At 43.9% G+C, this 25,671-nt stretch carries 25 protein-coding genes and 4 pseudogenes; 18 read left to right on the forward strand and 11 right to left on the reverse strand.

Going from position 1 to position 25,671, the window contains the following annotated elements; all coding sequences use genetic code 11:
* The first annotated feature begins 340 nt into the window (after positions 1-340).
* The 3 genes from H5336_RS14450 to H5336_RS14460 all read left to right on the forward strand — a co-directional run bounded on the left by H5336_RS14450 (position 341) and on the right by H5336_RS14460 (position 2,125).
* Positions 341-799: a WapI family immunity protein gene (locus H5336_RS14450; protein WP_185234976.1), complete on the forward strand. Its 459-nt coding sequence runs from the start codon at positions 341-343 to the stop codon at positions 797-799.
* A gap of 137 nt (positions 800-936) precedes the next feature.
* The gene (locus H5336_RS14455; RefSeq protein WP_185234977.1) at positions 937-1,722 is read left to right on the forward strand and encodes a hypothetical protein; all 786 of its coding nucleotides are present in this window, start codon (positions 937-939) and stop codon (positions 1,720-1,722) included.
* A 112-nt stretch (positions 1,723-1,834) separates the two neighbouring features.
* Positions 1,835-2,125 carry a hypothetical protein gene (locus H5336_RS14460; protein WP_185234978.1) on the forward strand — a complete coding sequence of 97 codons (291 nt, stop codon included), beginning with the start codon at positions 1,835-1,837 and terminating at the stop codon, positions 2,123-2,125.
* Between the two features lie 271 nt (positions 2,126-2,396).
* On the opposite strand, the gene H5336_RS14465 is transcribed toward H5336_RS14460, so the two are convergent.
* Positions 2,397-3,479: an IS91 family transposase gene (locus H5336_RS14465; RefSeq protein WP_446697317.1), complete on the reverse strand. Its 1,083-nt coding sequence runs from the start codon at positions 3,477-3,479 to the stop codon at positions 2,397-2,399.
* Between the two features lie 13 nt (positions 3,480-3,492).
* The gene (locus H5336_RS14470) at positions 3,493-4,401 is read right to left on the reverse strand and encodes a tyrosine-type recombinase/integrase (RefSeq protein ID WP_185234979.1); all 909 of its coding nucleotides are present in this window, start codon (positions 4,399-4,401) and stop codon (positions 3,493-3,495) included.
* Positions 4,402-4,906: 505 nt separating this feature from the next.
* Here H5336_RS14470 and H5336_RS14475 point away from each other — a divergent pair.
* The 12 genes and pseudogenes from H5336_RS14475 (at position 4,907) to tnpB (H5336_RS14535) (ending at position 15,621) form a co-directional block, all read left to right on the forward strand.
* A complete protein-coding gene (locus H5336_RS14475) occupies positions 4,907-5,221 on the forward strand; it encodes a hypothetical protein (RefSeq protein WP_185234980.1) in 315 nt (104 codons plus the stop codon).
* Positions 5,222-5,339: 118 nt separating this feature from the next.
* Positions 5,340-5,705 (forward strand): hypothetical protein, encoded by a 366-nt coding sequence (locus tag H5336_RS14480; RefSeq protein WP_185234981.1) that lies wholly within the window; start codon positions 5,340-5,342, stop codon positions 5,703-5,705.
* Between the two features lie 120 nt (positions 5,706-5,825).
* Positions 5,826-6,341, forward strand: a complete 516-nt coding sequence (locus tag H5336_RS14485; RefSeq protein ID WP_185234982.1) for a hypothetical protein — start codon at positions 5,826-5,828, stop codon at positions 6,339-6,341.
* A 2,490-nt stretch (positions 6,342-8,831) separates the two neighbouring features.
* The gene (locus tag H5336_RS14490; protein WP_185233968.1) at positions 8,832-9,404 is read left to right on the forward strand and encodes a hypothetical protein; all 573 of its coding nucleotides are present in this window, start codon (positions 8,832-8,834) and stop codon (positions 9,402-9,404) included.
* A gap of 630 nt (positions 9,405-10,034) precedes the next feature.
* The gene (locus tag H5336_RS14495) at positions 10,035-10,517 is read left to right on the forward strand and encodes a hypothetical protein (protein ID WP_185234983.1); all 483 of its coding nucleotides are present in this window, start codon (positions 10,035-10,037) and stop codon (positions 10,515-10,517) included.
* A 133-nt stretch (positions 10,518-10,650) separates the two neighbouring features.
* On the forward strand, positions 10,651-11,106 hold the full coding sequence (locus tag H5336_RS14500; RefSeq protein WP_185234984.1) for an ankyrin repeat domain-containing protein: 456 nt from the start codon (positions 10,651-10,653) through the stop codon (positions 11,104-11,106).
* Between the two features lie 66 nt (positions 11,107-11,172).
* Entirely contained in the window at positions 11,173-11,850 is a 678-nt protein-coding gene (locus tag H5336_RS14505; protein ID WP_185234985.1) for a DUF1963 domain-containing protein, read from the forward strand.
* A gap of 306 nt (positions 11,851-12,156) precedes the next feature.
* A pseudogene (locus tag H5336_RS14510) lies at positions 12,157-13,605 on the forward strand (IS1182 family transposase).
* Positions 13,606-13,808: 203 nt separating this feature from the next.
* Positions 13,809-14,258, forward strand: a complete 450-nt coding sequence (locus H5336_RS14520; RefSeq protein WP_185234988.1) for a hypothetical protein — start codon at positions 13,809-13,811, stop codon at positions 14,256-14,258.
* A gap of 243 nt (positions 14,259-14,501) precedes the next feature.
* Positions 14,502-14,750, forward strand: coding sequence for a hypothetical protein (locus H5336_RS14525; RefSeq protein WP_221628061.1), 249 nt, complete (start codon positions 14,502-14,504; stop codon positions 14,748-14,750).
* A gap of 311 nt (positions 14,751-15,061) precedes the next feature.
* On the forward strand, positions 15,062-15,382 hold the full coding sequence (gene tnpA / locus H5336_RS14530) for an IS66 family insertion sequence element accessory protein TnpA (protein WP_185233959.1): 321 nt from the start codon (positions 15,062-15,064) through the stop codon (positions 15,380-15,382).
* The gene (tnpB, locus tag H5336_RS14535; protein ID WP_185234990.1) at positions 15,379-15,621 is read left to right on the forward strand and encodes an IS66 family insertion sequence element accessory protein TnpB; all 243 of its coding nucleotides are present in this window, start codon (positions 15,379-15,381) and stop codon (positions 15,619-15,621) included. The genes tnpA (H5336_RS14530) and tnpB (H5336_RS14535) overlap by 4 nt, the downstream gene beginning before the upstream one ends.
* Here tnpB (H5336_RS14535) and H5336_RS14540 read toward each other — a convergent pair.
* The 7 genes and pseudogenes from H5336_RS14540 to tnpA (H5336_RS14570) all read right to left on the reverse strand — a co-directional run.
* Positions 15,551-15,781: pseudogene (locus tag H5336_RS14540) on the reverse strand (transposase domain-containing protein); the annotation flags it as partial. The gene tnpB (H5336_RS14535) and the pseudogene H5336_RS14540 overlap by 71 nt on opposite strands.
* A gap of 2 nt (positions 15,782-15,783) precedes the next feature.
* Complete coding sequence (gene tnpC / locus H5336_RS14545; RefSeq protein WP_221628031.1) at positions 15,784-17,421, reverse strand: IS66 family transposase; 1,638 nt, start codon at positions 17,419-17,421, stop codon at positions 15,784-15,786.
* Positions 17,422-17,455: 34 nt separating this feature from the next.
* On the reverse strand, positions 17,456-17,821 hold the full coding sequence (tnpB, locus tag H5336_RS14550) for an IS66 family insertion sequence element accessory protein TnpB (protein WP_185233961.1): 366 nt from the start codon (positions 17,819-17,821) through the stop codon (positions 17,456-17,458).
* A complete protein-coding gene (tnpA, locus tag H5336_RS14555) occupies positions 17,818-18,138 on the reverse strand; it encodes an IS66 family insertion sequence element accessory protein TnpA (RefSeq protein WP_185233959.1) in 321 nt (106 codons plus the stop codon). The genes tnpB (H5336_RS14550) and tnpA (H5336_RS14555) overlap by 4 nt, the downstream gene beginning before the upstream one ends.
* Before the next feature lie 79 nt (positions 18,139-18,217).
* Positions 18,218-19,537 (reverse strand): annotated as a pseudogene (gene tnpC, locus H5336_RS14560) (IS66 family transposase); the annotation flags it as partial.
* Positions 19,538-19,558: 21 nt separating this feature from the next.
* On the reverse strand, positions 19,559-19,915 hold the full coding sequence (gene tnpB, locus H5336_RS14565) for an IS66 family insertion sequence element accessory protein TnpB (RefSeq protein WP_185231926.1): 357 nt from the start codon (positions 19,913-19,915) through the stop codon (positions 19,559-19,561).
* Positions 19,912-20,196, reverse strand: a complete 285-nt coding sequence (gene tnpA, locus H5336_RS14570) for an IS66 family insertion sequence element accessory protein TnpA (protein WP_185231924.1) — start codon at positions 20,194-20,196, stop codon at positions 19,912-19,914. The genes tnpB (H5336_RS14565) and tnpA (H5336_RS14570) overlap by 4 nt, the downstream gene beginning before the upstream one ends.
* 90 nt (positions 20,197-20,286) lie before the next feature.
* On the opposite strand from tnpA (H5336_RS14570), the pseudogene tnpB (H5336_RS23845) reads away from it, so the two are divergent.
* Positions 20,287-20,493, forward strand: a pseudogene (gene tnpB / locus H5336_RS23845) (IS66 family insertion sequence element accessory protein TnpB); the annotation flags it as partial.
* Positions 20,494-20,527: 34 nt separating this feature from the next.
* Positions 20,528-21,778, forward strand: coding sequence for an IS66 family transposase (gene tnpC / locus H5336_RS14580; RefSeq protein WP_185234991.1), 1,251 nt, complete (start codon positions 20,528-20,530; stop codon positions 21,776-21,778).
* A 16-nt stretch (positions 21,779-21,794) separates the two neighbouring features.
* On the opposite strand, the gene H5336_RS14585 is transcribed toward tnpC (H5336_RS14580), so the two are convergent.
* On the reverse strand, positions 21,795-23,162 hold the full coding sequence (locus H5336_RS14585) for an IS1380 family transposase (RefSeq protein WP_185234992.1): 1,368 nt from the start codon (positions 23,160-23,162) through the stop codon (positions 21,795-21,797).
* A 113-nt stretch (positions 23,163-23,275) separates the two neighbouring features.
* On the opposite strand from H5336_RS14585, the gene H5336_RS14590 reads away from it, so the two are divergent.
* Complete coding sequence (locus tag H5336_RS14590; protein WP_185234993.1) at positions 23,276-23,764, forward strand: IS66 family transposase; 489 nt, start codon at positions 23,276-23,278, stop codon at positions 23,762-23,764.
* A 91-nt stretch (positions 23,765-23,855) separates the two neighbouring features.
* Here H5336_RS14590 and H5336_RS14595 read toward each other — a convergent pair whose 3' ends face one another.
* Positions 23,856-25,547, reverse strand: coding sequence for a pectate lyase family protein (locus H5336_RS14595; RefSeq protein WP_221628062.1), 1,692 nt, complete (start codon positions 25,545-25,547; stop codon positions 23,856-23,858).
* Between the last annotated feature and the right edge of the window lie 124 nt (positions 25,548-25,671).

Raw genomic sequence — 25,671 nt, forward strand, 5'->3', positions numbered from 1 at the left:
GTTAAAGTAAGTCGGCTCTTTGTATCTCACCAGCTTTGTTCCTGGTGCCAAATAGTAGTTTTACAGGTGGTGGTAAATAGCACTTCGCATTTAGCCACCGCTTTTTTAATATGGGGCTTGTTGGTGGGGTGGTGTGTTCGTTCCTGCTGCCATTGGCAAACTAAATTAAAAACGTGGTTTTGTTGTGGCGCCAACCGCCGCCGCATAACCAGTCGGTCAACCTGACGCTGCATACTCCGCCGTTTTTTGTGCATTACGCTTCGCTTCATTCTTGCACAAAAAGCAGCTCCATATGCATCGCAGGCTACCTTAGCGTTAGCTCGCAAAATAAGCAATCGATATGATCAAGCTAAAAAATGTAGAAGGCAATATTGATTTTTCTTTGGAGGTAATTGGATACCAATTCCCAGATAGCAAGAAAGATGACTGGTGCTTACTAAAGGTAAAAATTGCTCAGGGTGACGATAGATGCGAGCTTGTCGATCCGGCTGTGGAAACTACAGAATTGGTGCAACTATTACGCTGGTTTTCGAGTCTGGCAGATGGGCGGTTGCCGCGCTACTCTTGCCTAACATTTACTGAGCCATGTCTTAGTTTCGATTTTTTGGCGTTTAATGATGGTGTAGTAAGAATAGCCATTAATCTAAGTCACGAGCTTAAGCCTCCATTTAAAATTGAGCAGTTTAGGGCTAAAAGTGAAGATTGGAATGTGGTGGTCGAACTACGCGCTAATGACTTTGCCAATATACGTGGAGGCATAAAATTGGCCCTAGAAAATTATCCGGTGCGTGGGAGCTAACAAGGAAAATCAGTCTGACGGCTTTTCCGTTACTTGTTTTGTGGCTTTACGCTACGCTGCCACAAAACAATCCACTACAAAGCCGCAGCTGTTTGCGGCGTTAGATTTCATTTAGGCCCATTCCAAGATTATAAGTTATGAATTCTATAAGAATCACTAAATACAACCCTGAAAACCGAAATTCCGAAGGGCATTACTTGCTGGACGAATGGACTTGCCCATCTGAAGTTGGAAAAACATTTAATGGGGTGAAGTTTAAAGAATCTGAATACTTTGAAATCGAATCAAAATATGTAGATGCAGCTATAAAGCTGATTGAATCGACGGGTTTGAATTATCTAAGAATTGTAGGCTTAAACACGAACTTTATTAGTGAGTATCTATCTGACCAAAATGACCAGTGGCTCTTTGAAAGTCAGTTTTCAGAAATTGAATTATTCGAAGACAAATCAGTTGATATATCAGATATTAAAACAATAATAAAAATGATACTTCGAAATTATATAGGCTGTAGATTAGAGGTGGATGGTAAGTTTAGCTTACACTTCGGTTATGACTTTTATATGTACGCCAGTATTCCAGGTTTTGACAAAGATACAATTGAATACATAGAAGGGCTGGGGCTGTATTTTGAAAATATTGATCAAGATGTGTCAGGGTATAGTTATGAATTTTCTGTAGATGTCGCAGGTAAAGGCGAGGAGTGTGTAGATAATACAGTTTATCTTGTTAATATTACACGAGATAATATTAGAATAGCATTGGACTTCTCTAATGAGCATCCATGCAATCATCACTTTCAAATAACTGAAGATAATTACGCCATGTTTGTCGATCAAGTTGATTTTGACTTCAATGTGAATGAGTATTTTTTAAACTGTGAAAAAATTACACTTAAGCCTAGCTATCAAAGAAAAATCTAACAAATGTATCAAATTGACGCCATTTACTTCGTTTCGTTTTGCGGTGGCTTCGCCACTTTACCGCAAACTACACTACATAAATAGCGCAATTTATACAGGCGTTAGGTTTTCTATGAATTCAGACAATAAGCATTTATATCATGGAAGTGACTGGGCGGAGCACGAAGATGTTCTCATTGGAAATAAAGAGGGACTAGAAGCTCTACGCTTTGCAATTGATGAGGCTATAGAAAAAGGTGAGTCAAAAACGGAAATCGGAGAATTTCTAGCCATACGGTGCCTAGATTCTAAGTATTTCGAAAAACAAGGAAACGTAAATACTTTCGGATCAAAGATCGCTTTCGTCTTAATAGGCGTTGCATTTATTTTAACTGCTTTTTTGGTTTGGTTAGCAGTTTCATAATGTATCAAGTATCCAAACCTAACAAATAAGGATATGTCGCGCGAAGCCGCGACCTATCCTATTGTTGAACGAGCCCGTGCTGCAGGCTCTCTCTATAGTAAATAAGTAAAATGGGTTTTGTTAACCGGAAGGGTGTGTCGACGTTATGTCTTTATGGAAGGCGAGTGCAAGCCTCGCCTGTTAGACGATAAAAAAATACTGATTTTATTTCATGGATGCTTCTCCAGTTTGAATGAATTGATTCCCTTTGGTGTCTTCCCTTTTAATCTTTTTAGTCTGGAAACAAACTAAAATTCGGGTCAATTTCTGCTTTTATTGATTTCCTTGGCGTGATTACCGCAATCACTCGCATGGTGCCTTTGCACTTTTTACACTTGAAGACTGGTTTTTTTCGGGTGTTCGGTATGGGTGTTTCAACGCATAAAATGTACTGTATCGTCTTCAGTAGGCGTTTGGCATTGCCGTGTAAAAAACCGTAATCGCGTGCGCGCCTAAAGCCTTTGGGTAACGTATGTTGTAGCACCAGCGCCACAAATTCCTCACCCTGCAATGTGCGCGTTTTGACATCCCCTGTGTTGCTTTCGGTATAGCGGAGTGTCACTTCATTCCCATCATTCTTAATAATGTTTTTATTGCTGATTACTCCACGATACAAATATCGTGAAAGATATTGAAGTGCAGGTAAACCACGGCCAACACGCTGGCATTGCGTCACCCATTTTTTCGGTGTTATCGGTACGGTAAATCCTGCTTCCGATAGGGCGCGTAATAATGCGCCTCGAAATTTGGCGGCAAGGGCGCGTCCATTAAACAGGTATTTCCCCTTCAGCGTACGCCATTCACGACGAGCACGGTGCACACCACCTGCAGGCACTACAATATGCACGTGAGGGTGGTAGTCGAGCCGACGGGTATGCGTGTGCAATACAGCTGTCATCGCCAACTCAGCGTGAAAGCCTTTTTTATTGCGCGCGAACGTCTTGAGTGTTTCGACGGCGCATTTGAATAGCAAGCTGTAAACGACTTTGGGGTTTGCTTTGGCCAGCGCTCTTAATTGCTCGGGTAAGGTAAACGTGGCCATAAAATAATTCACCGGTAACAGCTTCTGTTCTTGACGCTCAAGCCAGTCAGATGTGGCGCTGTGTTGGCACTGATTACACGCGCGGTGACCGCAGGAGCGGTGTTTTTGGGTGGTATAGGGGCATGCATCACAGGCAAACGTCATTTGCGCATATTGTTGCGTACGGCAACCGGTGATGGCATTAATGGCAGACCACTGATCGTCACGGGTTTGCGCCCCGTATTGGTGTTTGAAACGATCGAGGTATTGGGTGATGATGGAAGACAGTTCGATTGAGGCAAGCATACTATTCAGCCTCCGTCGTAGGGACGATATTGAGCCGATTTACCATGCGGTTAATAATCTTGTCAGTATCTTTTTGCGTTACGTCGGTTAGCTGGGTATAGAGGGCCGTTGTTTTTGGACAATCGTGTCCCATCTCCGTTTGAATGGCGCGCTGGGTTACGCCATTTTCCACCAATAAAGCGCCGTAGCAATGGCGCAGTGTGTGTGGTGTTGCGTGTTTGTGTATACCAACAGAAGCTAGGATGGCTTTAAATGATTTTTGTAGCCCCCCGCGGTCCATGATTTTGGTAGCGCTTTGGCGTTCTTGGTGATTGCGCCCGGCGGGGAAAATCATATCAGGGTGTCGATGTGTGGCCCAATATTGCCTGAGGTGAATCAGTGTTGCTTGCGGTAAGGTGACGAACCGGTCTTTTTTACCCTTTCCTAGGCGGATATGGACCTTCATGCGCTGCGCATCAATATCACCAATGCGTAGGTTTAGTGTTTCGTGAATACGGAGTCCCATGCTGAATGCCGTTAGTATAAATGCCTGATAGCGGCGTTCATGCGTGCCATTGATCATCCGCTCAATTTCTTTGAGGGTTAATATATCCGGCAGAACTTTCTTCTGAGGGGGTTTAACAATGTCGACCCATTGCCAGTGCTTGTTGAGTACGTGTTTATAGAAAAACTGCAGGCCATTACGGTCCACCTTGACCGTGCTCCAGGAGTGGGTTTTTGTGAGCGAAGAGAAGTAGTCTTTGAGGTCATCTTGTGTCAATCGGTCGGGAACGCGATCAAAGAATTCGGTGATGCGCCGCAGTGCTCGACTGTATCCGTCAATGGTATTGTCAGCCTTGCCTTGACGGCGCAATGCGTTAATATGACGTTGGTACAGCGAACCAAATCGTGCTTGTTGTGCCTTTCTCATAAATAATGCCTCAAGTTGTCGTACTCGGATGTGAGTACGTAGGGGGATTGTTTATGAGAAATCAGAATTTTGATACTTGCCGCAAAGCGGCTTCGTTCAACAAAACAATCAACGACCGCCAGCAAGCTGGCTCGGACCTTCGTTTCGGCGCTTCGCGCCTACACTGCGGCCCGTTATTGTAGGCGTTATGAGCGCGGTTCGAAAATAAATAAAACGAGTCATGTGTTTGATTTATGGCGCGTTGTAGCAGGTCTCTCGGCGTTAAAGTAAGTCGGTTATTTGTATCTCACCAGTTTCTTTCCTGGTGCCAAATAGTCGTTTTATAGGTGGTGGTAAATAGTACTTCGCATTTAGCCACCACTTTCATAATATGGGGTTTGTTGGTGGGGTGGTGTGTTCTTTCCTGCTGCTATCGGCAAACTAAATTAAAAACGTGGTTTTGTTGTAGCGCCAACCGCCGCCGCATAACCAGTCGCTTATGAGCTTAGCGTTAAGTGTACGAAGTATGATTGAGAGTTTTTCGAAGTTAAAAGATAAGCCTCTACTGCTTAGTGGCCTTGGTTGGCTGCTATTTCCGGGTATGTATCTTTTGGTCGGTGTTTTCACTGCTCTTGGCGCTTCTGTAGAAACATCCTTTTTGATTGCAGCTCCAGCTGGAGTACTAGGATTTGTATTTTGGGTTGCTGCCCTTACTTTTGGAGCCAGTGGATTACTTAAATCCAACAATATAGCAGCATCACTTGGTGGTCTAGTTGCAAGTATTGTTCCTTTGGCGTTCTTAGGGTTTGCTTTTTGGGTGGCACTAAATGGCGGTGTATAAAACACTTAACAAATTGCTCCTGCTGACATTTTTTCCGTTGCTTCTTTTGTGCTTAATAGCACAAAAGCATCCACTCCACAAATTCAGCAGAGCAAGGCGTTATGCATTTAGAGTCGCTATGAAGGAAAAAGAACTTAAGTCTGCTGCTAAATCATTAGCAGATATGGCTGCTTCATCATCAATCGAGTTGAATCAATTGCTCGAAGATGAAAAGGGTACAATTACATTTAGCCTATTAAATGTTAAAGGTGATGAAGTAGTGGGTGCAAAGCTAAGATCTTGGTGGTCCACATCTATGTCTAAGTATAGAGGTTCCGATATCAAGGAAATAGATGTAGAGCTAAAATATGATTCATCTAGTGTAAAAACAAATAGAGATAAAACAGCTCTATTCAAGCTAAACACAAAATGTATAATTACTACGGTAAAAAATACATTTATCGCAGAATCAGAAAATTCCGTATGGTGGCAGAAAAATGCATAACAAAAAGCTGCACCTGACATTTTTTGCTACGCTCAATTGTGTATGTCGCGGTGCTCCATTTTACACAATTGCTCTCCGCAAAAACTGCAGGTGAGCTTGGCGTTATAAGCTTTCGAAACGATGAAATATTTATTCTTAATTATTAGTTTGGTAACAGCAGAGTCTTGGGGCGATGAAGAACTTTCGTGTGATTATTCTCATGAAGGGTATGTTTCTATTTTCGGAGATGATGACGTAATCCTTCGCGCTTCTGTAAAAGGTCGTAAATGCTACGAAACGGCGCTGAACATCAAGCTCATGAGTAAAGAGCGCGTCTTATACAGTTATAGCGCTCCTTTTAAATCTCATGTTGCAACACACTGGGAAGATCTCGAGTTGCTAGATGTTAAGAAGTATGTAGATAGTTTATTTAAGGAGTATAGGTTTTCTTCGTGCGCGGAATTGTTGCCACAGAAATTGAGTCCATTAGACGGGTGGAATTACAATAGACTGCTTGTAGCTGAAATTGAATATAGTAAGTTTAGAGCTATGCCTTGCAAATCATATACACATCAAACTCACTACGAGGTGCATCGTGTAATTGTATTCCCAATATCTAAAAGAGTAGGGGTTCCAGTTGCCGAGTATGGCTTATAACAAACAGCTCAAACCGACCTCCACTGCGTTGCTCATTTTGTGCTTTTCAGCTACGCTGGCACAAAATAATCAACTCCGTTCCGGCGGCTTAGCTGGGCGTTATGAGCGCGGTTCGAAAATAAATAAAACGAGTCATGTGCTTGATTTACGGCACGTTGTAGCGGGCCTCTCGGCGTTAAAGTAAGTCGGTTATTTGTATCTCGCCAGTTTCATTCCTGGTGCCAAATAGTAGTTTTATAGGTGGTGGTAAATAGCGCTTCGCATTTAGCCACCACTTTCATAATATGGGGTTTGTTGGTGGGGTGTTGTGTTCTTTCCTGCTGCCATCGGCAAACTAAATTAAAAACGTGGTTTTGTTGTAGCGCCAACCGCCGCCGCATAACCAGTCGCTCCATAAGACGCCTACTGTGTAGTTTGTTTTACGCATTCCGCTTCGCTACATTTTAGCGTAAAACAAACTACACAGTAGGCGCTTATGAGCTTAGCGTTATGAGCGCGGTTCGAAAATAAATAAAATGAGTCATGTGCTTGATTTACGGCGCGTTGTAGAGCGTCTCTCGGCGTTAAAGTAAGTCGGTTCTTTGTATCTCACCAGCTTTGTTCCTGGTGCCAAATAGTAGTTTTATAGGTGGTGGTAAATAGCGCTTCGCATTTGGCCATCGGTTTTTGTAATATGGGGTTTGTTGGTGGGGCGGTGTGTTCCTTCCTGCTGCCATTGGCAAGCTAAAATAAAACGTGGTTTTGTTGTGGCGCTTACTGCCGCCGCATAACCAGTTGCTCCATAAGACGCCAACTGCGCAGTTCGTTTTACGCATTCCGCTTCGCTACATTTTAGCGTAAAACAAACTGCACAGTAGGCGCTTATGAGCTTAGCGTTATGAGCGCGGTTCGAAAATAAATAAAACGAGTCATGTGCTTGATTTACGGCACGTTGTAGTGGGTCTCGCGGCGTTTAAGTAAGTCGGTTCTTTGTATCTCACCAGTTTCTTTTCTGGTGCCAAATGTAAGTTTTATGGGTGGTGGTAAATAGCACTTCGCATTTAGCCACCACTTTTATAGTATGGGGTTTGTTGGTGGGGTGGTGTGTTCGTTCCTGCTGCCATCGGCAAACTAAATTAAAAACGTGGTTTTGTTGTAGCGCCAACCGCCGCCGCATAACCAGTCGCTCCATAAGACGCCTACTGCGCAGTTCGTTTTACGCATTCCGCTTCGCTACATTTTAGCGTAAAACAAACTACACAGTAGGCGCTTATGAGCTTAGCGTTAGGGCGGTTTAAATATTTTTGGTATTTACGTAATTTTATTTTCAAGTATTCTAAAAGTTGGCGTCAGTGTGTTGCAGAAAATAGTCGTAGTATTATCGGTATAAGTTACACCAGTAAGCTTCACAATGTACAAAGAGTAATGTGTTCGTGTAGGGCATATTGGCAGCACGTAAATATTTCGAATTAAACAACGTCAACCCATTGCGGTTGTTCAAGCTAAGGTAGTCACTAGCAAGTTAAAGCATGTCGTTCTATCCATCATTTAGGTGGTATTTATGGGCAGCATTGCTAAACTCGTGGTCTACATTAAAGTACAGTGGGGCGTAGCCCTAACAAGGTTGTCATGCGGGACTTCCGTTTCGTTGCCGCTTTTTGTGGTGGATACCACAAAAATCAACAACTGCACTCCAGCCCCATACAACGGCGTTATGAGCGCGGTTCGAAAATAAATAGAACGAGTCATGTGCTCGATTTACGGCACGTTGTAGAACGTCTCTCGGCGTTAAAGTAAGTAGTTTATTTGTATCTCACCAGCTTTGTTCCTGGTGCCAAATAGTAGTTTTATGGGTGGTGGAAAATAGTACTTCGCATTTAGCCACCGCTTTTACAATATGGGGTTTGTTGGTGGGGTGGTGTGTTCGTTCCTGCAGCCATTGGCAAGCCAAAATAAAACGTGGTTTGGTTGTGGTGCTTACCGCCGTCGCATAACCAGTCGGTCAACCTGACGCTGCATACTCCGCCGCTTTTTGTGCATTCCGCTTCGCTTCATTCTTGCACAAAAAGCAGCTCCATATGCAACGCAGGCTACCTTAGCGTTATGAGCGCGGTTCAAAAATAAATGAAACGAGTCATGTGCTTAATTTACGGCACGTTGTAGCGGGTCTCTCTGCGTTAAAGTAAGTAGGCTCTTTGTATCTCACCAGTTTCTTTCTTGGTGCCAAATAGTAGTTTGATAGGTGGTGGTAAATAGCACTTCGCATTTGGTCACCGCTTTTATAGTATGGGGTTTGTTGGTGGGGTGGTGTGTTCGTTCCTGCTGCCATTGGCAAGCTAAAATAAAACGTGGTTTTGTTGTGGTGCTTACCGCCGCCGCATAACCAGTCGGTCAACCTGACGCTGCATACTCCGCCGTTTTTTGTGCATTACGCTTCGCTTCATTCTTGCACAAAAAACAGCTCCATATGCAACGCAGGCTACCTTAGCGTTATACACAACAGAGAAAGTCATGAGCGTTCAAAAATTCGCTTCACAACTAAAAGAGACTATTCAAGGTATAAAAGAGAGCGGTACAGAAGCTATTTTATGTGAAAATTTGATTGCATATTTAGAGGACGTGGAAGGAGATTCTTCTCACGCACCAACAGAAGTTGAGCTTGAAAAATACAAAGCTGAGTTACAGTTGCAGATTGAGCAAAATAAAAACATACACAATTCTAAGATTGAGATGTTTAGGTCAGTAATATCTGCCGGTCAAAATGCTATCCGTACATCTTTTCTAATGAATGGAGGGGCGTCTGTAGCTTTACTCGCGTTTATAGGGCATCTTGCAGAAATAAAGCCCAGCAGTGTCGTCGCTTTTGCAAATGTTTTGCTTCCATTTGTTTTGGGTGTGCTAGCTATGACCTTGACGTCCGGTTGCACATACATAAGTCAATGGCTATATGACAGTGCTAAGCCAAAAGCACAATCCTGGGGTTTTGGCCTTAATATACTATGCATAATTTTGGGGCTTTTGTCGTACGTTTTCTTTGTATGGGGTATGTATTGTGCGTATTCAGCTTTCACAACATTTGTATAACAAACTCAGCCAGTCGGACCTACGTTCCGGTGTTTGTTTTTGTGCTGGTCGCTACGCTTGCACAAAATCAATCACCTCCACTTCGGCCGCTGCTGCAGGGCGTTATATGGCTCTGCCATTAATTTTGTGATTATTTTTAGTTTTTTTACTTCGTAGGTAAGTTTATTTGGTTTGTGGAGTAATTTTAGTTTGTAGGTTTAGGTGGTTCGGTAATCTAAATTGGCTATCTAGCATTGAGCACCGCTGAGTATTCTGCAAGTCTGAATGTAATAAAATAGCGAGTGGTTTGTCTTGGCATCTTGTTCGTTTGAGAGTGTCGTGGTAGTTTTAGCTATCGCAAATATGGAGTCCGTAGCAGGGAGTCGCTATCAAGTTTTCCCCGTTCGTTCTTCATGTTTTAAACTAAAATGGAAGTGAGTGTGTAGGGTGGTTTTCTATCGCCAGTCGTCGGCAAAGGCTTCACTCGCGTTTCGCAACGTAGTGTTGTTCCGTGAAGTAGATCGCCCACATAACAAGAAGCTGCACCTGACATTTTTTGCTGCGCTCAATTGTGTATGTCGCGTAGCTCCATTTTACACAATTGCTCTCCGCAAAAACTGCAGGTGAGCTTGGCGTTATACGGAAACAAGTATGAAGCACATTATTTTTTCAATTTTTATGTTGTCGGGCATGGTCGTTGGTGCCGAGATAGAATCCCCTCCACCAGTGAATCTTTTACTTTTGCCAGAATCGAAGGTTTATGAAGGGCAGCCGACTACTGGGCATCATAGAAGCAAGAAATATTGTTACAACGTAGGTGGCGTTTTTGTGGTTTTTTCTGAAAATGTTGTGGGAGAAGGGTATTCTTTCCATTCTATATCGCCGGAGTTAAATTGTAGGACCGCATCGAGTAAAGTAAGTACAAGTAACTCCATGGGGTTGCGTATAGGGCTAAATGTAGCTAAAGCATCTTCCTTGCTGGGAGTAGAGCTGAATGAGGGGAAAAATGAGATCGTTTGGCTCTATCAGAGGCCAATAAACAATCAGGCTTTCTATGATCAAACTATATTGGAAGTATCGGTTGAGAAAGGCGCAATTATTGATCTCTCAGTTTTTAATACAATAACGAATTAAGCGTATAACAAACTCAGCCAGCGGGACCTACGTTCCGGTGTTTGTTTTTGTGCTGGTCGCTACGCTTGCACAAACCCAATCACCTCCACTACGGCCGCTGCTGCAGGGCGTTATATTTGTTCAGGTATTAAAGGTGAAAAAAATAATATTATGTGTTCTGCTTTTCAGTCCACTCGCTTTTAGTGACTGGAAAGAAGGCTTTAATAAGAAAGTATTTATTACCGGTGAAAATGGTTGTTTTGTTTCGATACAAGGAGAGGTGGGTCCCTTAATTCCGTTCTATGCCGCCGCATACAACCAGAAAGGTTTCAATACCGAGAAAATAGAGAAAGGTATTCGTTCAGCCGTATCGCGAAGTTGTGATATTAACGCTGTCGATAAGGCTGGGATATCTGCATTAATCGCCGGAGTGCTATTTAATCAGCCGGACTTGGTGAGACTTGTTATTGGCTTAGGAGCAAATCCTAGAACTGCGGTGGAGAGACCTTCCAAGTTTGCAGGTTTAGATTCACTAGGAGTAATAGGCCAGTTAAAACGAAAGAATATTGACCGCCGAGATGTGGAAAGTATTATTCGGGGGAAAATATAACCAGGCTATCAAGCAGACCTCCATTACGGCTGCTTATAGCAGCGTTAGCTATCCATGGACGAAATTATGAAGTCAATTGAAGAAACATATATAGAGTTAGAGAAACATTTAAGAGAAGCTTCCGTTGCAGAAATAGGCGGTTTTCGTCCGCCAGAAGACAAATTGACTTCCTGGTTCGGAGGCCCTGGTTTTGGGTTGGATGGTGAAACACTACCTACTTACAATGGTGGGGATATGTTTTGCTTGCTCCAGGTTAAGGTATCAGAATTGCCTGTTATTCCTCCAGAATTAGAAGGAACAGAATTTCTTATCGTATTTACAAATCGTGAAGAATTCCCTTTTGACAAAAAACATGGTGATGGCTGGGAAATCAGAGAATACTCTTCTTTAGAGGAGCTAAAAATGTTTCCCAAATCAAGCGAGAAGGAGGTCGTCAAGGCCTTTCCCATAAGATGGAAGAAAGTTATGGATGACTCACCTGATTGGGAAAATTCATGGGACCTAGTTGATATGACTCCTATCAATGAAGCCGATGATGAAAGATTTTTCTATGAATATAATCGTTATTCAGGTACAAAATTTGGAGGGTTTCCAAATTGCATTCAGCATGGTCATGATTTAGAAGGTTTTGTGTTTCAAATAGGTAGTGAAGAAAAACCCAACTGGATGTGGGCTGATAATGGAATTGCATATTTTAATAAAACTGATGCGGGTGAATGGGCGTTTAATTGTCAGTTCTATTAATATTAGCTAACAAGCGCATCAAGGCTCGCCACTTCGTGGCTGGACCTCCACTGCGTTGATTGTTTTGTGGTTTAACGCTTACGCTACCACAAAACAATCAACTACGTTACGGCCCCTTATGCGGGCGTTCAGGCTGTAGAAAAATAGATCTCTTTCGGGATCTAGGCCGATTTTCATAGTAAAATGTCACTTCAGCAGTTTACTGAGGCGGATATGGCCAACTTCATCGATACAAATATAAATCAAACCGTTTTTCTGGATATCAATTTCCTTGACCAGCTCGGTACAGATAATTTTGATTTCTATATGTATACTCTTCTGAATACAGACAAAATTATTGATGGTTTCCTCAGTCGATATAAAAATAGTAATGTTGGCCGCAAGGCCTACCCTCCTGAGCTTCTCCTTCGCGTTATCTTTAGTGCCTATTATCGAGGAATCACCTCCAGTCGAGTGATTGCTAAGCTATGCACAACTGATTTGACCTTCATGGCCCTGGCTGTTGGTACCACGCCACACTTTACAACTATTGCAAATTTCGTCTCAGGTAACTGTGAGGCAATTAAGGAGTTGTTTCACAAGATTCTACTCATTTGCGATGAGAGTGGTTTAATTGGTAAGGAGCATTTTGCTATTGACGGATGTAAGCTTCCTACCGATGCTTCCAAGCAATGGAGTGGAACCCATCCTGAGCTGGAAAAGAAGTCCACCAAGATGCGTGCTAGAGCCGAAAGAATCGTGGATAAGCACCTGGAATCGGACTCTACAAAGAGTGATCAAAGCGGCCATTATAAAAAGGATATGCAAACTGTAGAAACCTTGCTAAAGGCAGCCGATAAAATTGATGGTTTTCTGGCTGAGAATGAACCTCGTATAGGGCATTCAAAAAGTAAGAAAGAGGTACAGAGTAACATCACGGATAATGAGTCGTGTATAATGACCACTAGTAAAGGCACAATTCAAGGAATGGCTTGTGTGACTGCTGCGGACGAGAAGCATCAGATTATTATTGAAGCAAGAGCCTTTGGTGTCGGTCAAGAACAGATTACGTTGAAACCGATGGTCGAGAGTATTAAAGACAAATTTGAAGAAGATGTATTTTCCGCTGGATGTGTATTAACAGCTGATACAGGATATTGTAGTGAAGGTAACCTACAGTTTTTACACGATGAGAATATTAAATCTGTCATACCAGACAATCAATTTAGAATGAGAGACCCGGTTTATTCCGACTCAGAAACGTTTAAAGCGCACAAGAAAAAACGGCAGGAAACCAGAACAGATAACAAAAAAACAAGAGACGTCTTTCCGGGTAGCGAGTTTGTAATTGATTTTGTTAAGAAGGAAGCTGTGTGTCCTAATGGTAAAGAGATGATCTATTTGGGTGATGATTTCGAAACTAAAAGTGGACCCCACATTCGATTCCGAGGTTATTTGAAAGACTGCCGAGAATGCCCATTGCAAGAGCAATGTATGCAGAAAGAAGTCAAAAGTTAGGGGCGACAAATATCAGTTTTAATCGAATCGAAAAGAAGAGTGACACAGTTAGATAAAATGAAAAAGATCATCGATAGTGATGATGGTAAAAAAATGTATAGCAAGCGAATGTATACAATCGAACCGGTATTTGGAAATATTTGTAGCAACAAAGGTTTAGACAAATTGAGCTTGCGAGGGGAAAGCAAGGTGACGGCGCAATGGCAGTTGTATTGTATGGTACATAATGCCGAGAAGTTATGGAGGTATGCCTCATAGAGGGGTAGAAAGGGCCAAATGGCGCCCTATATGGCAATGTTCGATCATTTGTCGATCAGGCAATGTAAAGATTAGCTAGATTCATAATTGTGGTCATATAATGAACGCCTCAGAAAACAATTCAGAGGCGCAAAAAAGTGACGGTCAAACCCGAAATTTTCTACAGCCTCGTTAGAAAATAATTACCTGGAGATATTAAACGTATGTATAAAATTGTTGGAATTGTAGTCTTGTTGGTTGTTGGCTATCTTTTGTTTTTTCGGGAGTCATTACCAGAAGTAATATACTTTAACGGAAATGAATACGGTTCAAGACAGCTTGACCGCTCAAATGATAGCAATAGCAAGATATATAAATACTTCAGCCGCAGTGTTTCAAATAATGACTATATATCCGTTTTATATCCTGATTCAGGTACTGGCAGTCCGAGTGAGTGGTCAAACATGTTTGCTAAGCATTTTGAAAGGCAGGGGTTCATATTTTCTGATAATGGTGTAAATAAGATTGGAGTTAATAAAACTGTAAAGATATACATGCTGCCGTCCTCCGAGAAGAATGTCGTATTTATGTATGTGTTGGAGAATATTGAAAATTCAAAACACTTAGATGAATCGAAAGTTTTCGATCATTTAGAGGCTGTCCTCTTAGACTAACGCATTTTTTTGTTCGGGTGAGTAGGGCGCTTTCTAACAAGGCCATGCAGCATCAGCCACTGCGTGGCTTGGACAGCCTAGCCGTCGCTCGCTTTGTGCATGGCTACGCCATCTTTACACAAAACAATCAACAACTAGTCTGCCGCTGATGGCGGCGTTCAGGCTGTAGAAAAATAGATCTCCTTCGGGATTTAGGCCGACTTTCATAGTAAAATGTCACTTCAGCAGTTTACTGAGGCGGATATGGCCAACTTCATCGATACAAATATAAATCAAACCGTTTTTCTGGATATCAATTTCCTTGACCAGCACGGTACAGATAATTTTGATTTCTATATGTATACTCTTCTGAATACAGACAAAATTATTGATGATTTCCTCAGTCGATATAAAAATAGTAATGTTGGCCGCAAGGCCTACCCTCCTGAGCTTCTCCTTCGCGTTGATGACGGAGCAATGCGAGACTGCGCCGTGCCTTTTACGCCTAAATAACATTCGGTAGAGATTGAACTCGTGTAATGAAAAATCAGGAATGAATTTTCTTGAGGCGAGTGAGAAGCTCTGGGTTACAAAAAAAGGTACCACGGCTTAATCGTGGTGCACTCAATTCTGGAACCCGGGTATGTAAATAGTAAGCGCCCGTTAACCCGGGTAATACCCAGCCAACAATCATCAGCTCATAATGGCCCCCCCTAACCAAGGAGTCCATTATGGAAAAACAAACGTAAGCGCCCATTAACCCGGGTAATACCCAGCCAACAATCATCAGCTCATAATGGCCCCCCCTAACCAAGGAGTCCATTATGGAAAAACAAACGCGTACCCCCCCAATTGACTGGCGGGTCGAACTCAAAGCATGGCGAGAATCTGGTTTACCACTTTCTCAATTTTGCCGAGAGCAAGGCTTGGTCGCTCACCAGCTGTCATACTACAAACGCAAGTATGAACCCCAAGCACTTAGCCCAGATGCGCAATCAACAGGCTTTAGCCAAGTTAGTGTTTTGAGCACCAATGCCATCGGCGCTGAATGTTTAAGTTTACGCCTGGCCAGCGGACATACAATCGAAGGGATAAGCACACAAACCTTACCGCTAGTGAGCGCATTAATGTGCACGCTACAATGAACGAAGTAATGCGACCCTCGCGGTCGCTACCCGTTATCTACCTTTATCGAAAGCCTGTAGACTTCAGGAAATCGTTTAATGGACTCAGTGCCATTGTTGAGCGGGAGCTGGGGCATAACGTATTTGAAGGGCGCCTTTATGGCTTTACCAACGTAAGCGCCAATCCGACTACAGGCTTGTATTCCAAGGCAGTAAGGCCTCAACCTGTTCGACACTTTGAGCGTTTGGAAGCTCTCTAAAAACCTGTACGAGGTAGTCATACACATTTAGCTCATTCGCCTTGGCGGTTTCGATCAAACTATAAAGGTTGGCGCTAGCTTTGGCGCCCGCTTGGCTTTTGCTGAACATCCAATTCTTTCGACCAATTGTAAACGGACGTATTGATCGTAAGCGCCCATTAACTAGGGTGTCTTGACATCCTTACATTTAAAATTCCACGGCAATAATTTTTCAAGATCCTCCATCGTCTCTGCGTAAGGCAATTTTTTCAACATATCCTTAAAATAACCATAAGGCTCAAGCCCATTCGCTTTTGCCGTTTCAATTAAACTGTAGTAAATCGCGCTGGCATTTGCCCCTTTCGGAGTATCACTAAAAAGCCAATTACGTCGACCAACACAAAAAGGTCGTATGGCGTTTTCCGCTAGAATATTGCTGATGGGGATTTCCCCCTGCTCGCAGTATAAGGTCAGCTTTTCCCACTGGTTTAAGGTGTAGCTAATAGCTTTCCACGTTAATCCTTCTTTTGATACCCGACTTTCATTTTTTTCTAGCCAAGTTTTTAGTGTGTTGAGTAAAGGGACGCTTTCCTGCTGTCGGGTTTGGATTTTTTCTTCGGCTGTTTTGCCTTGTATCTGGCGCTCAACCAGATAAAGCTTGTTGATAAGCGATAATCCCATGCGGGCCTTGCTGGGAGCTCTCGATTTTGCGTTAGCTTTTAAATCTTTGCTTGCTGCTTTTTCGGCTTCGTCAAACTTGCGGCGTGCATGATCCCAGCACCCAGCATGTTGGAGTTTCTGCTTTTTCACCACAGCATTGTAGCCAGCATAACCATCAGTTTGCAGAGCGCCATTAAACCCTTCTAACAGGCGCAACGGCACATCCTTACTTCGAGATGGATCATACTCAAACAAAACACTGGGATGATCTGGAGGCCCTCCACGGGTTAACCACATCCACTTGTCACTGGTTGCGCTCCGACCGGGTTCTTTGAGCACCTGAACGCGGGTCTCATCGGCTTGTATAAGATCACCATTCCATTGATGCTCTCGCATTAGCTTGATTAGCGGAGCAAGCTGTAACGATAAACGTATTAGCCAATTGGCCAGTGTAGTGCGTGTAACACTGCCACCATAGCGCCCCAAAATGCCTTCTAAACGATAGAGTGGCAACGCATCCATGTATTTAGCAGTAATGATGTAGGCCAATGTGTTGGTGCTGGCAACAGCTTTCGGTAGCGGGTGTTTAGGTAAGGGGGCAGAAACAATTCTACGCTTATTTTCTCCGCCAATATTTTTATCTTCGTCGTCGATAAAAATCGCTTTTTCTTGCATCAGTTCAATCACTTGAACCTGTGCCGGGATAATATCCAGCTCTTCTTTAACTTTGACAAAGTAGGTGTCGATAGCGCCGTCTTTTGCCTCATCACTGAGTTCAATGCGGTGCTGAACACGCGGTATAGTGGGATTTAGCCCTTTGCGGCCCGAGGGCTTTTTCTTCTTGGGCTCATCATCGGCTTCCTGCTCAACCTCTATGGCTTCTGCTTCATCAAACATCCCCAGCTGATTAGGCTGTTGCTCGCTACTGCGGCCATACAGTTTTTGTTTTTGTTGCCGAAGCAGCTCTTCCAGTACGGCAATTCGAGCTTTTTGCGACTGTATGACTTGAGTTTTTTTGCCAATGACCTGATCTTTTTCGTCAAGTAGATTTTCTTTTTGTTCGAGCTGCGTATTTTTTTCCAGCAGCAGATCGCGCCACGAACCTTCATCAAAAGTGGAGTCGCTATCGCTTACATTCTGAGTATTTGGAGGTGAAGTCATGGCGTGGATTATACCAAATTATCCCCCGCTATTTTTAAAATACTGTTTCGTAATGCAGTTTTTTATGGGGTTTCATCGCGCTCAGATCATAGCCATCCAGCAGCCAATTTAATTGTTGTCCGCTGAGGGTGATAATGTCATCCCCCTGCCTAGGCCACTTGAATTTTTCTTCGGCTAAGCTCTTGTAATACAGGACAAAACCGTTTCTTTCCCAAAATAGGCATTTGATTTTGTTGCGGCGCTTGTTGGTAAAGCCATAAAGGCGCCCTTCAAATACGTTATGCCCCAGCTCCCGCTCAACAATGGCACTGAGTCCATTAAACGATTTCCTGAAGTCTACAGGCTTTCGATAAAGGTAGATAACGGGTAGCGACCGCGAGGGTCGCATTACTTCGTTCATTGTAGCGTGCACATTAATGCGCTCACTAGCGGTAAGGTTTGTGTGCTTATCCCTTCGATTGTATGTCCGCTGGCCAGGCGTAAACTTAAACATTCAGCGCCGATGGCATTGGTGCTCAAAACACTAACTTGGCTAAAGCCTGTTGATTGCGCATCTGGGCTAAGTGCTTGGGGTTCATACTTGCGTTTGTAGTATGACAGCTGGTGAGCGACCAAGCCTTGCTCTCGGCAAAATTGAGAAAGTGGTAAACCAGATTCTCGCCATGCTTTGAGTTCGACCCGCCAGTCAATTGGGGGGGTACGCGTTTGTTTTTCCATAATGGACTCCTTGGTTAGGGGGGGCCATTATGAGCTGATGATTGTTGGCTGGGTATTACCCGGGTTAATGGGCGCTTACTATTGATCTCTCCGCCGCGTTGTTATCAATTGGGTATCGACCATCGTCGACATAGCCAACCAAGCGACCCCATTGATTATTCAGGTACACCAAGGCTTTACCGATTGCCGTTTGTGGTGGCACAGTAACAAGGCTTTTCTCCATCCATGTTTTTAGTTTTTCGAGGATCGGCAAGGCGTCGCTTTGACGAATTTGGTAGCGTTTATCCGGCGGTTCGCCTTTGATTTTCTTCTCAATGACGTAGAGCTTTTGGATATAGGCTAAAGCTTGATCGGCTTTGCCCGTTTTTCCTTTCTTTTGTAATGCTTGTGCATCTTTAAACTTTCTTCTGGCGTGCGCCCAACAACCTATACGAGTAATGCCGTACTCAGTGCACGCTCTTTGGTAACCCTCATAGCCATCCACCATAATCGCAGCGTTATCTTGACTGAGCAGGTTTAGTGGTACTTGCTGGCTACGCGTATCAGCATAATGGAACACGCATGCGGGCTGGTGGCCGGTGTTGGTCATTACCCACATGTAGCTTTTACTTTGCGCTGCCTTTCCGGGCTCATCTAATACCTGCAGCGTGGTTTCATCTACATGCAAGCACGGTTGACTATGGAGATGATCGATCAGTAAGTTAATAAGTGGTTGTACTCGCTCACCGCATTTGACCATCCAGTTGGCCATATTCGTTCTATCCAGCTTAATGCCTATGCGCTTGAACATCTCGCTTTGGCGGTACAGCGGTAAGGCGTCAGCATATTTTTGAGTGGCGATGTAGGAAAGTAAGCTAGGACTAGCAATGCTTTTTTCGATGGGTTGTTTTGGCTTGCTCGCAGTAACAATATGATTGTCACAGCAGGGGCAAGCATATTTGAGCCGCTTATGCCGTATCACTTTGATCTTGGCTGGAATGATCTCTAATTGCTCATGATCGTCACTGCCAATGTTTTTAAGCTCGGAGCCATCGTGCGGGCATACTTTCTCCTCTTCCGGCAGGTCGTGGATAATGTCTTCACGTGGGAGGTTGTCTGGAAGGGTGATCCGAGGTTTACTTTTACGTGTATGGCTTTTAACAACCGTAGTTTCAGATTCTGAGATTAAAGCTTCATCAACCAGGCATTCTTCTACTTCATTAAATAAGCCCATCTGATCTGGCGATGATTTTTCACTAGAGGTGCCGAAGCGCTTACTGAGAAGATGTTTTATTTGTTCGTGAAGAGCCGATATTTGTGCATCACGCGCGGCTATTCTTTCTCCACTTTTTACTTTTTCAGCGGCGAGCTGCTCACGCAATAAATCATTTTCTTTTTGTAAGGCCGCTGCATCGTTCATAGCGGCTATTATACAAAATATTTAAACGACTTCGGTATACTTTAATTGCTGATGGGGCATAAATTTGGCAAAGTCGAAGCCGCGTAACAACCAACACCATTGCTCGTAGGTTATTGAAACCGTCGCCAGCGGCGCTTTCCTAGGCCATTTGAATTTAGCTTTTTCTAAACGCTTCTGCCAGAGGGAAAAACCGGTGCTATCCCAGTACAGGACTTTAAGCTGGCTACGGTTCTTATTGCAGAAGACAAACAAGGCACTATCGTAAACATCCAGCGCCATCTCTTCGCTGACGATGACGGCCAATCCATTAATGGCTTTGCGGAAATCTACAGGGTCACGGTGTAAGTAGATTGGAATTGAATCTCGCCACTGGATCATGCCAGAGAGCGCACCAATGAGACGAAGGACGGTATGGACATGGTCGCAGGGCAATGGATTTTACAATGGCCCACCTCTACAGTCAGGCCTTCAGGTGAGGCTGGCTCCAACTGCACAATAGCTTTCGCAAAAGCACCACCGTCTTGAGCTTTGCGCTTGGAGAGCTTTAAGTTGAAATATTTGGTATTGAGATTGTGTTGTTTGCAGAACTCTGTCTGCGAGAGCCCTGACGAATCGAATTTTTCGAAAATCTCGGGCCAATTGTATTTTTGGTAAGCCATACAGCCTCCTTGATAAGTGAGGCTGTAGAGTAGTGAGTGATTCAAGCTGACTGAAGGGTGTAGTTCGTTTGGCGCTTACTTACCAACAAGCGCCGCAACAAAATCAAATGCCTATTTTGGGAAAGAAACGGTTTTGTCCTGTATTACAAGAGCTTAGCCGAAGAAAAATTCAAGTGGCCTAGGCAGGGGGATGACATTATCACCCTCAGCGGACAACAATTAAATTGGCTACTGGATGGCTATGATCTGAGCGCGATGAAACCCCATAAAAAACTGCATTACGAAACAGTATTTTAAAAATAGCGGGGGATAATTTGGTATAATCCACGCCATGACTTCACCTCCAAATACTCAGAATGTAAGCGATAGCGACTCCACTTTTGATGAAGGTTCGTGGCGCGATCTGCTGCTGGAAGAAAATACGCAGCTCGAACAAAAAGAAAATCTACTTGACGAAAAAGATCAGGTCATTGGCAAAAAAACTCAAGTCATACAGTCGCAAAAAGCTCGAATTGCCGTACTGGAAGAGCTGCTTCGGCAACAAAAACAAAAACTGTATGGCCGCAGTAGCGAGCAACAGCCTAATCAGCTGGGGATGTTTGATGAAGCAGAAGCCATAGAGGTTGAGCAGGAAGCCGATGATGAGCCCAAGAAGAAAAAGCCCTCGGGCCGCAAAGGGCTAAATCCCACTATACCGCGTGTTCAGCACCGCATTGAACTCAGTGATGAGGCAAAAGACGGCGCTATCGACACCTACTTTGTCAAAGTTAAAGAAGAGCTGGATATTATCCCGGCACAGGTTCAAGTGATTGAACTGATGCAAGAAAAAGCGATTTTTATCGACGACGAAGATAAAAATATTGGCGGAGAAAATAAGCGTAGAATTGTTTCTGCCCCCTTACCTAAACACCCGCTACCGAAAGCTGTTGCCAGCACCAACACATTGGCCTACATCATTACTGCTAAATACATGGATGCGTTGCCACTCTATCGTTTAGAAGGCATTTTGGGGCGCTATGGTGGCAGTGTTACACGCACTACACTGGCCAATTGGCTAATACGTTTATCGTTACAGCTTGCTCCGCTAATCAAGCTAATGCGAGAGCATCAATGGAATGGTGATCTTATACAAGCCGATGAGACCCGCGTTCAGGTGCTCAAAGAACCCGGTCGGAGCGCAACCAGTGACAAGTGGATGTGGTTAACCCGTGGAGGGCCTCCAGATCAACCCAGTGTTTTGTTTGAGTATGATCCATCTCGAAGTAAGGAGGTGCCGTTGCGCCTGTTAGAAGGGTTTAATGGCGCTCTGCAAACTGATGGTTATGCTGGCTACAATGCTGTGGTGAAAAAGCAGAAACTCCAACATGCTGGGTGCTGGGATCATGCACGCCGCAAGTTTGACGAAGCCGAAAAAGCAGCAAGCAAAGATTTAAAAGCTAACGCAAAATCGAGAGCTCCCAGCAAGGCCCGCATGGGATTATCGCTTATCAACAAGCTTTACCTGGTTGAGCGCCAGATACAAGGCAAAACAGCCGAAGAAAAAATCCAAACCCGACAGCAGGAAAGCGTCCCTTTACCCTAATTATGCATAAATCTGGCTAACTTAGGCACGCGAAATACTTATCCATATCATTTTTTAGTGTGTCATTTGAGTTCATGCTCAGCACTAACTGGCCATTTGGGCGAATCAATCTTCCCGCGTGAATAAAAAGGGTATTTCTTACTCGGCTCAAAGATTCGAATACCCAGAAAGCCGCGCGTTTTGCGTTCGCCTTACGCGATTTATCATGGGTTTTCATTTGCAGCTCACGATTCAGGTTATGTGCCATGACGGCACAAAGCAAATACATATTATTTCCGAATTTTGTTTTAACGGGAATGTAGTCCATTTGAGCCTGCGACTTTAATTCCGCAAACAAACCTTCCTGAGAACCGCGCCCTTGATGACATTCCATCACCTTTTTAGCACTTCTCTTGGCGTTAGTGACAATGACGGTATAATCAACCCCAGTTTTATAGGGTATAAATAGATCGAGCTGAACAACACCTTTGTGTTGAATAAAGACTTTTCTTTGAACGCCAATCATGCGAAATGACTTAGACCAGGATTTGGGTTTCCAGTCAATTTCCGTCGTGCTATACGTACTGTCTATTTTGGACCAACCCTCTTCTTTCTCTAAAATGTTTTTAAGCTTTAGGTGCCGCTCAAAGGGTACGCTGATGGTAAATTCAACTTTCTGCTGACTCAGTAAGCTAATGATTTCATCGCTAAAGAAGGCGCTATCCATTCTCACTTCAATCGCAATTTTGGGCATAAAATGCCTTATTCTACGGATATTGGCAAGAATGAATTTATGGGCGCCATTTGAATCATGAACATTTTCAGAGCGGTGTAATACGTCAAAGACTTGTCCTGTTTGTGCGATTGTACAGAATAAAGGATAGTAGCTTCGCTCACCCCTGTGTTTTTTGTTGTACCCAACGGCGGTGCCTTCTGCGTAGCGTTTACTTGATATTACAGATCCATCAAAGTCCAGGGTAATGCGAGATAATTTTTCTTCGACGCAGCGATCCACGACCAATTGCTGAGATAAAAGTGAGACTTTTTCAATATGCTGACCTGTAACGGCGTTCAGTCGACGGCTAAGCGTTGAGTCATTAGGCAGACTGTTGAGCCCATGCAGGTGTTTTACTATAGGATCATGCTGGTAGAACTTTATATCACTTAACTTACGATAACCTAGGGTGATATGGACAATAAGGAGTATAACTAATGTCGCTTGCCCGTATGTCTGATTCGGTTGGCCGCGCTCTAAGCATTGCCTTAAGCGATGTTTTAAGTTAAGCGATTTTAGCATCAACTGAAATATGACCAAACCCCCAAACGACGTGAGTTTCTGGTCGTCAAAACGGACGTCAGGGACGGCGTGGGTTTTACTGTTAATCTCGGTCTTGCTATACTTCATATCGAAACGGCTCTTGTTTTTATTCTTTTTTTTGTGGTGAAAAAATAGTAACAAAAACTTGAGCCGTTTTTTTATTTATTTATGGATTTTATGTGCTCTGGAACTCACTCAGAGTGAAATCCAGAATACATCACGAAACCAGCCTTTCAAGCTCCATTTATAGGTGTTGGGCGTGGGTTTTCTTACTGTTTATGCATTCACAGGGTTTACTCAACACACTAAAAACTTGGCTAGAAAAAAATGAAAGCCGGGTATCAAAAGAAGGATTAACGTGGAAAGCTATTAGCTACACCTTAAACCAGTGGGAAAAGCTGACCTTATACTGCGAGCAGGGGGAAATCCCCATCAGCAATATTCTAGCGGAAAACGCCATACGACCTTTTTGTGTTGGTCGACGTAATTGGCTTTTTAGTGATACTCCGAAAGGGGCAAATGCCAGCGCGATTTACTACAGTTTAATTGAAACGGCAAAAGCGAATGGGCTTGAGCCTTATGGTTATTTTAAGGATATGTTGAAAAAATTGCCTTACGCAGAGACGATGGAGGATCTTGAAAAATTATTGCCGTGGAATTTTAAATGTAAGGATGTCAAGACACCCTAGTTAATGGGCGCTTACTGTAAATAAATACAAGATTTAGTGGAAGTACATCAAACGCCAGGAGGTAGCTAACCCCCCCTGGCGCTGTTTACTATTAAAGGCTATCGATTGTATTTAGATAGTTCTCTAACATAGTGTAGCCGATAGCATCCTTGTCGTTTCTGTCGCTGGCATCGTTTGGATTAAGGCCATTTGCCTGCTCCCAACTGTCTGCCATACCGTCACGGTCGCTGTCTGCTGGGGCGGGAGTACTGTTAAGTGTTGGTAGCTGAGCTTCCGCCGGGCATGAGATAAAACCATTTTGCCCTAGTGAGTAAGTACCATTTCTAACTTCGGAAATAATTCGTTCATCAACGGAGTCACGCTTAGGCATTGAGGCACCCACATCAGCTAGAACACTTTCATAGGCTTGCTCTGCTGTTTCCTGATTTATCGGCATGGCCTCCCATGGGGCCGACATTTTGATATATTTACTACTTTTAACGCCCTTCCAGTTATCGCTTGTGACATCAGCACTACCTTCTACGTAGTTATCGGAAACATACCAATTTCCCTCATCACCAGTTCCACGTGAAGACGGTGAAACAATGCGGTCGTCGGATTCTGAGCCTGGTCCAGGTTTGTAGTAGTTGGCAACCAAGTTAACCCAACTACCGATATGGTCGGTGCCACTTTGTACACGCTCTCCGCCATAAGAACCGCCATAACCCCAGTTATAGGTAACGTTGTTGCGGTAGTCGTTGTGCCCCGCTCCTGAAGCCCAGCGCGGCGTTCGATTTTCATTGTGGGCAATCAAATTGTGATGGTACGTTGAGTAGTCATTCCCCCAGATTCCACCAAAGCGGTGGGAGTCTGTACCTTCGTTCGGGCAAGCTTCAGATATCAATGACCACTGAATGGTGACGTTCTTACCGTGGTAGATGGACATAACTTCATCGCGACTCCAACTGGCTGTAACGTGGTCTATCATTACATTTTCTTGGTATCGTGTACCAAATGCATCCCTGTCGCCGTTACCGTCGAAACGTACGCGAATATAACGCACGATGACATTGCTACCGTGCTGCATCTCGCCATAAATGGTAATACCGTCTCCAGGCGCAGTTTGACCGGCAATAGTTGTATTGCTGGGTACTTTAAAGCGCCCTACGATGGTACCAGATACTTCAAAAACCACTGTGCGGCCAGATTTAGAAAGCGCATCTTTTAAGCTGCCTTGCCCAGAAGAATTAAGGTTGGTAACAATATAAACCTCGCCACCGCGCCCACCCGTGGTGTACTTCCCGTAGCCTTCCGCACCAGGGAAAGACACTAGCTCATCTGAACCTCCAGATGAGGGCGAACTGCTGGATGATGAGCTACTGCTGGATGATGAGCTACTGCTGGATGATGAGCTACTGCTAGAAGATGAGCTACTGCTAGAAGATGAGCTACTACTCGTTGGTGAATCGCCGTCAGAAGGTGATCCGCTGCTAGAGGACGAGCTGCTACTCGTTGGTGAATCGCCGTCAGAAGGTGATCCGCTGCTAGAGGACGAGCTGCTACTCGTTGGTGAATCGCCGTCAGAAGGTGATCCGCTGCTAGAGGACGAGCTGCTACTCGTCGGTGAATCGCCGTCCGAGAGTGATCCGCTGCTAGAGGACGAGCTTGTACTTAAGGATGAATTGTCATTGGAAAGTGGTTGCGATCCCTCTTCGTCTAGGCTTTCACCACCGCAGCTGGTTATAGCAACACTTAAAAGCACAACTGGAATAATAGAGCTGATTGGATATTTATGGTTAGTCACAATTTTTATCTTCCATTTTCATTAGAAATATCGATTAGATAAACAAGTTAAACAAGCGTATGACACTGCAATATAGTAGGTTTTACGTTTGAGAAGCTGTGGCGCGAGGCTAACGCCAACGATC

This window comes from Teredinibacter franksiae (assembly GCF_014218805.1).
GTDB classification, from domain to species: domain Bacteria; phylum Pseudomonadota; class Gammaproteobacteria; order Pseudomonadales; family Cellvibrionaceae; genus Teredinibacter; species Teredinibacter franksiae.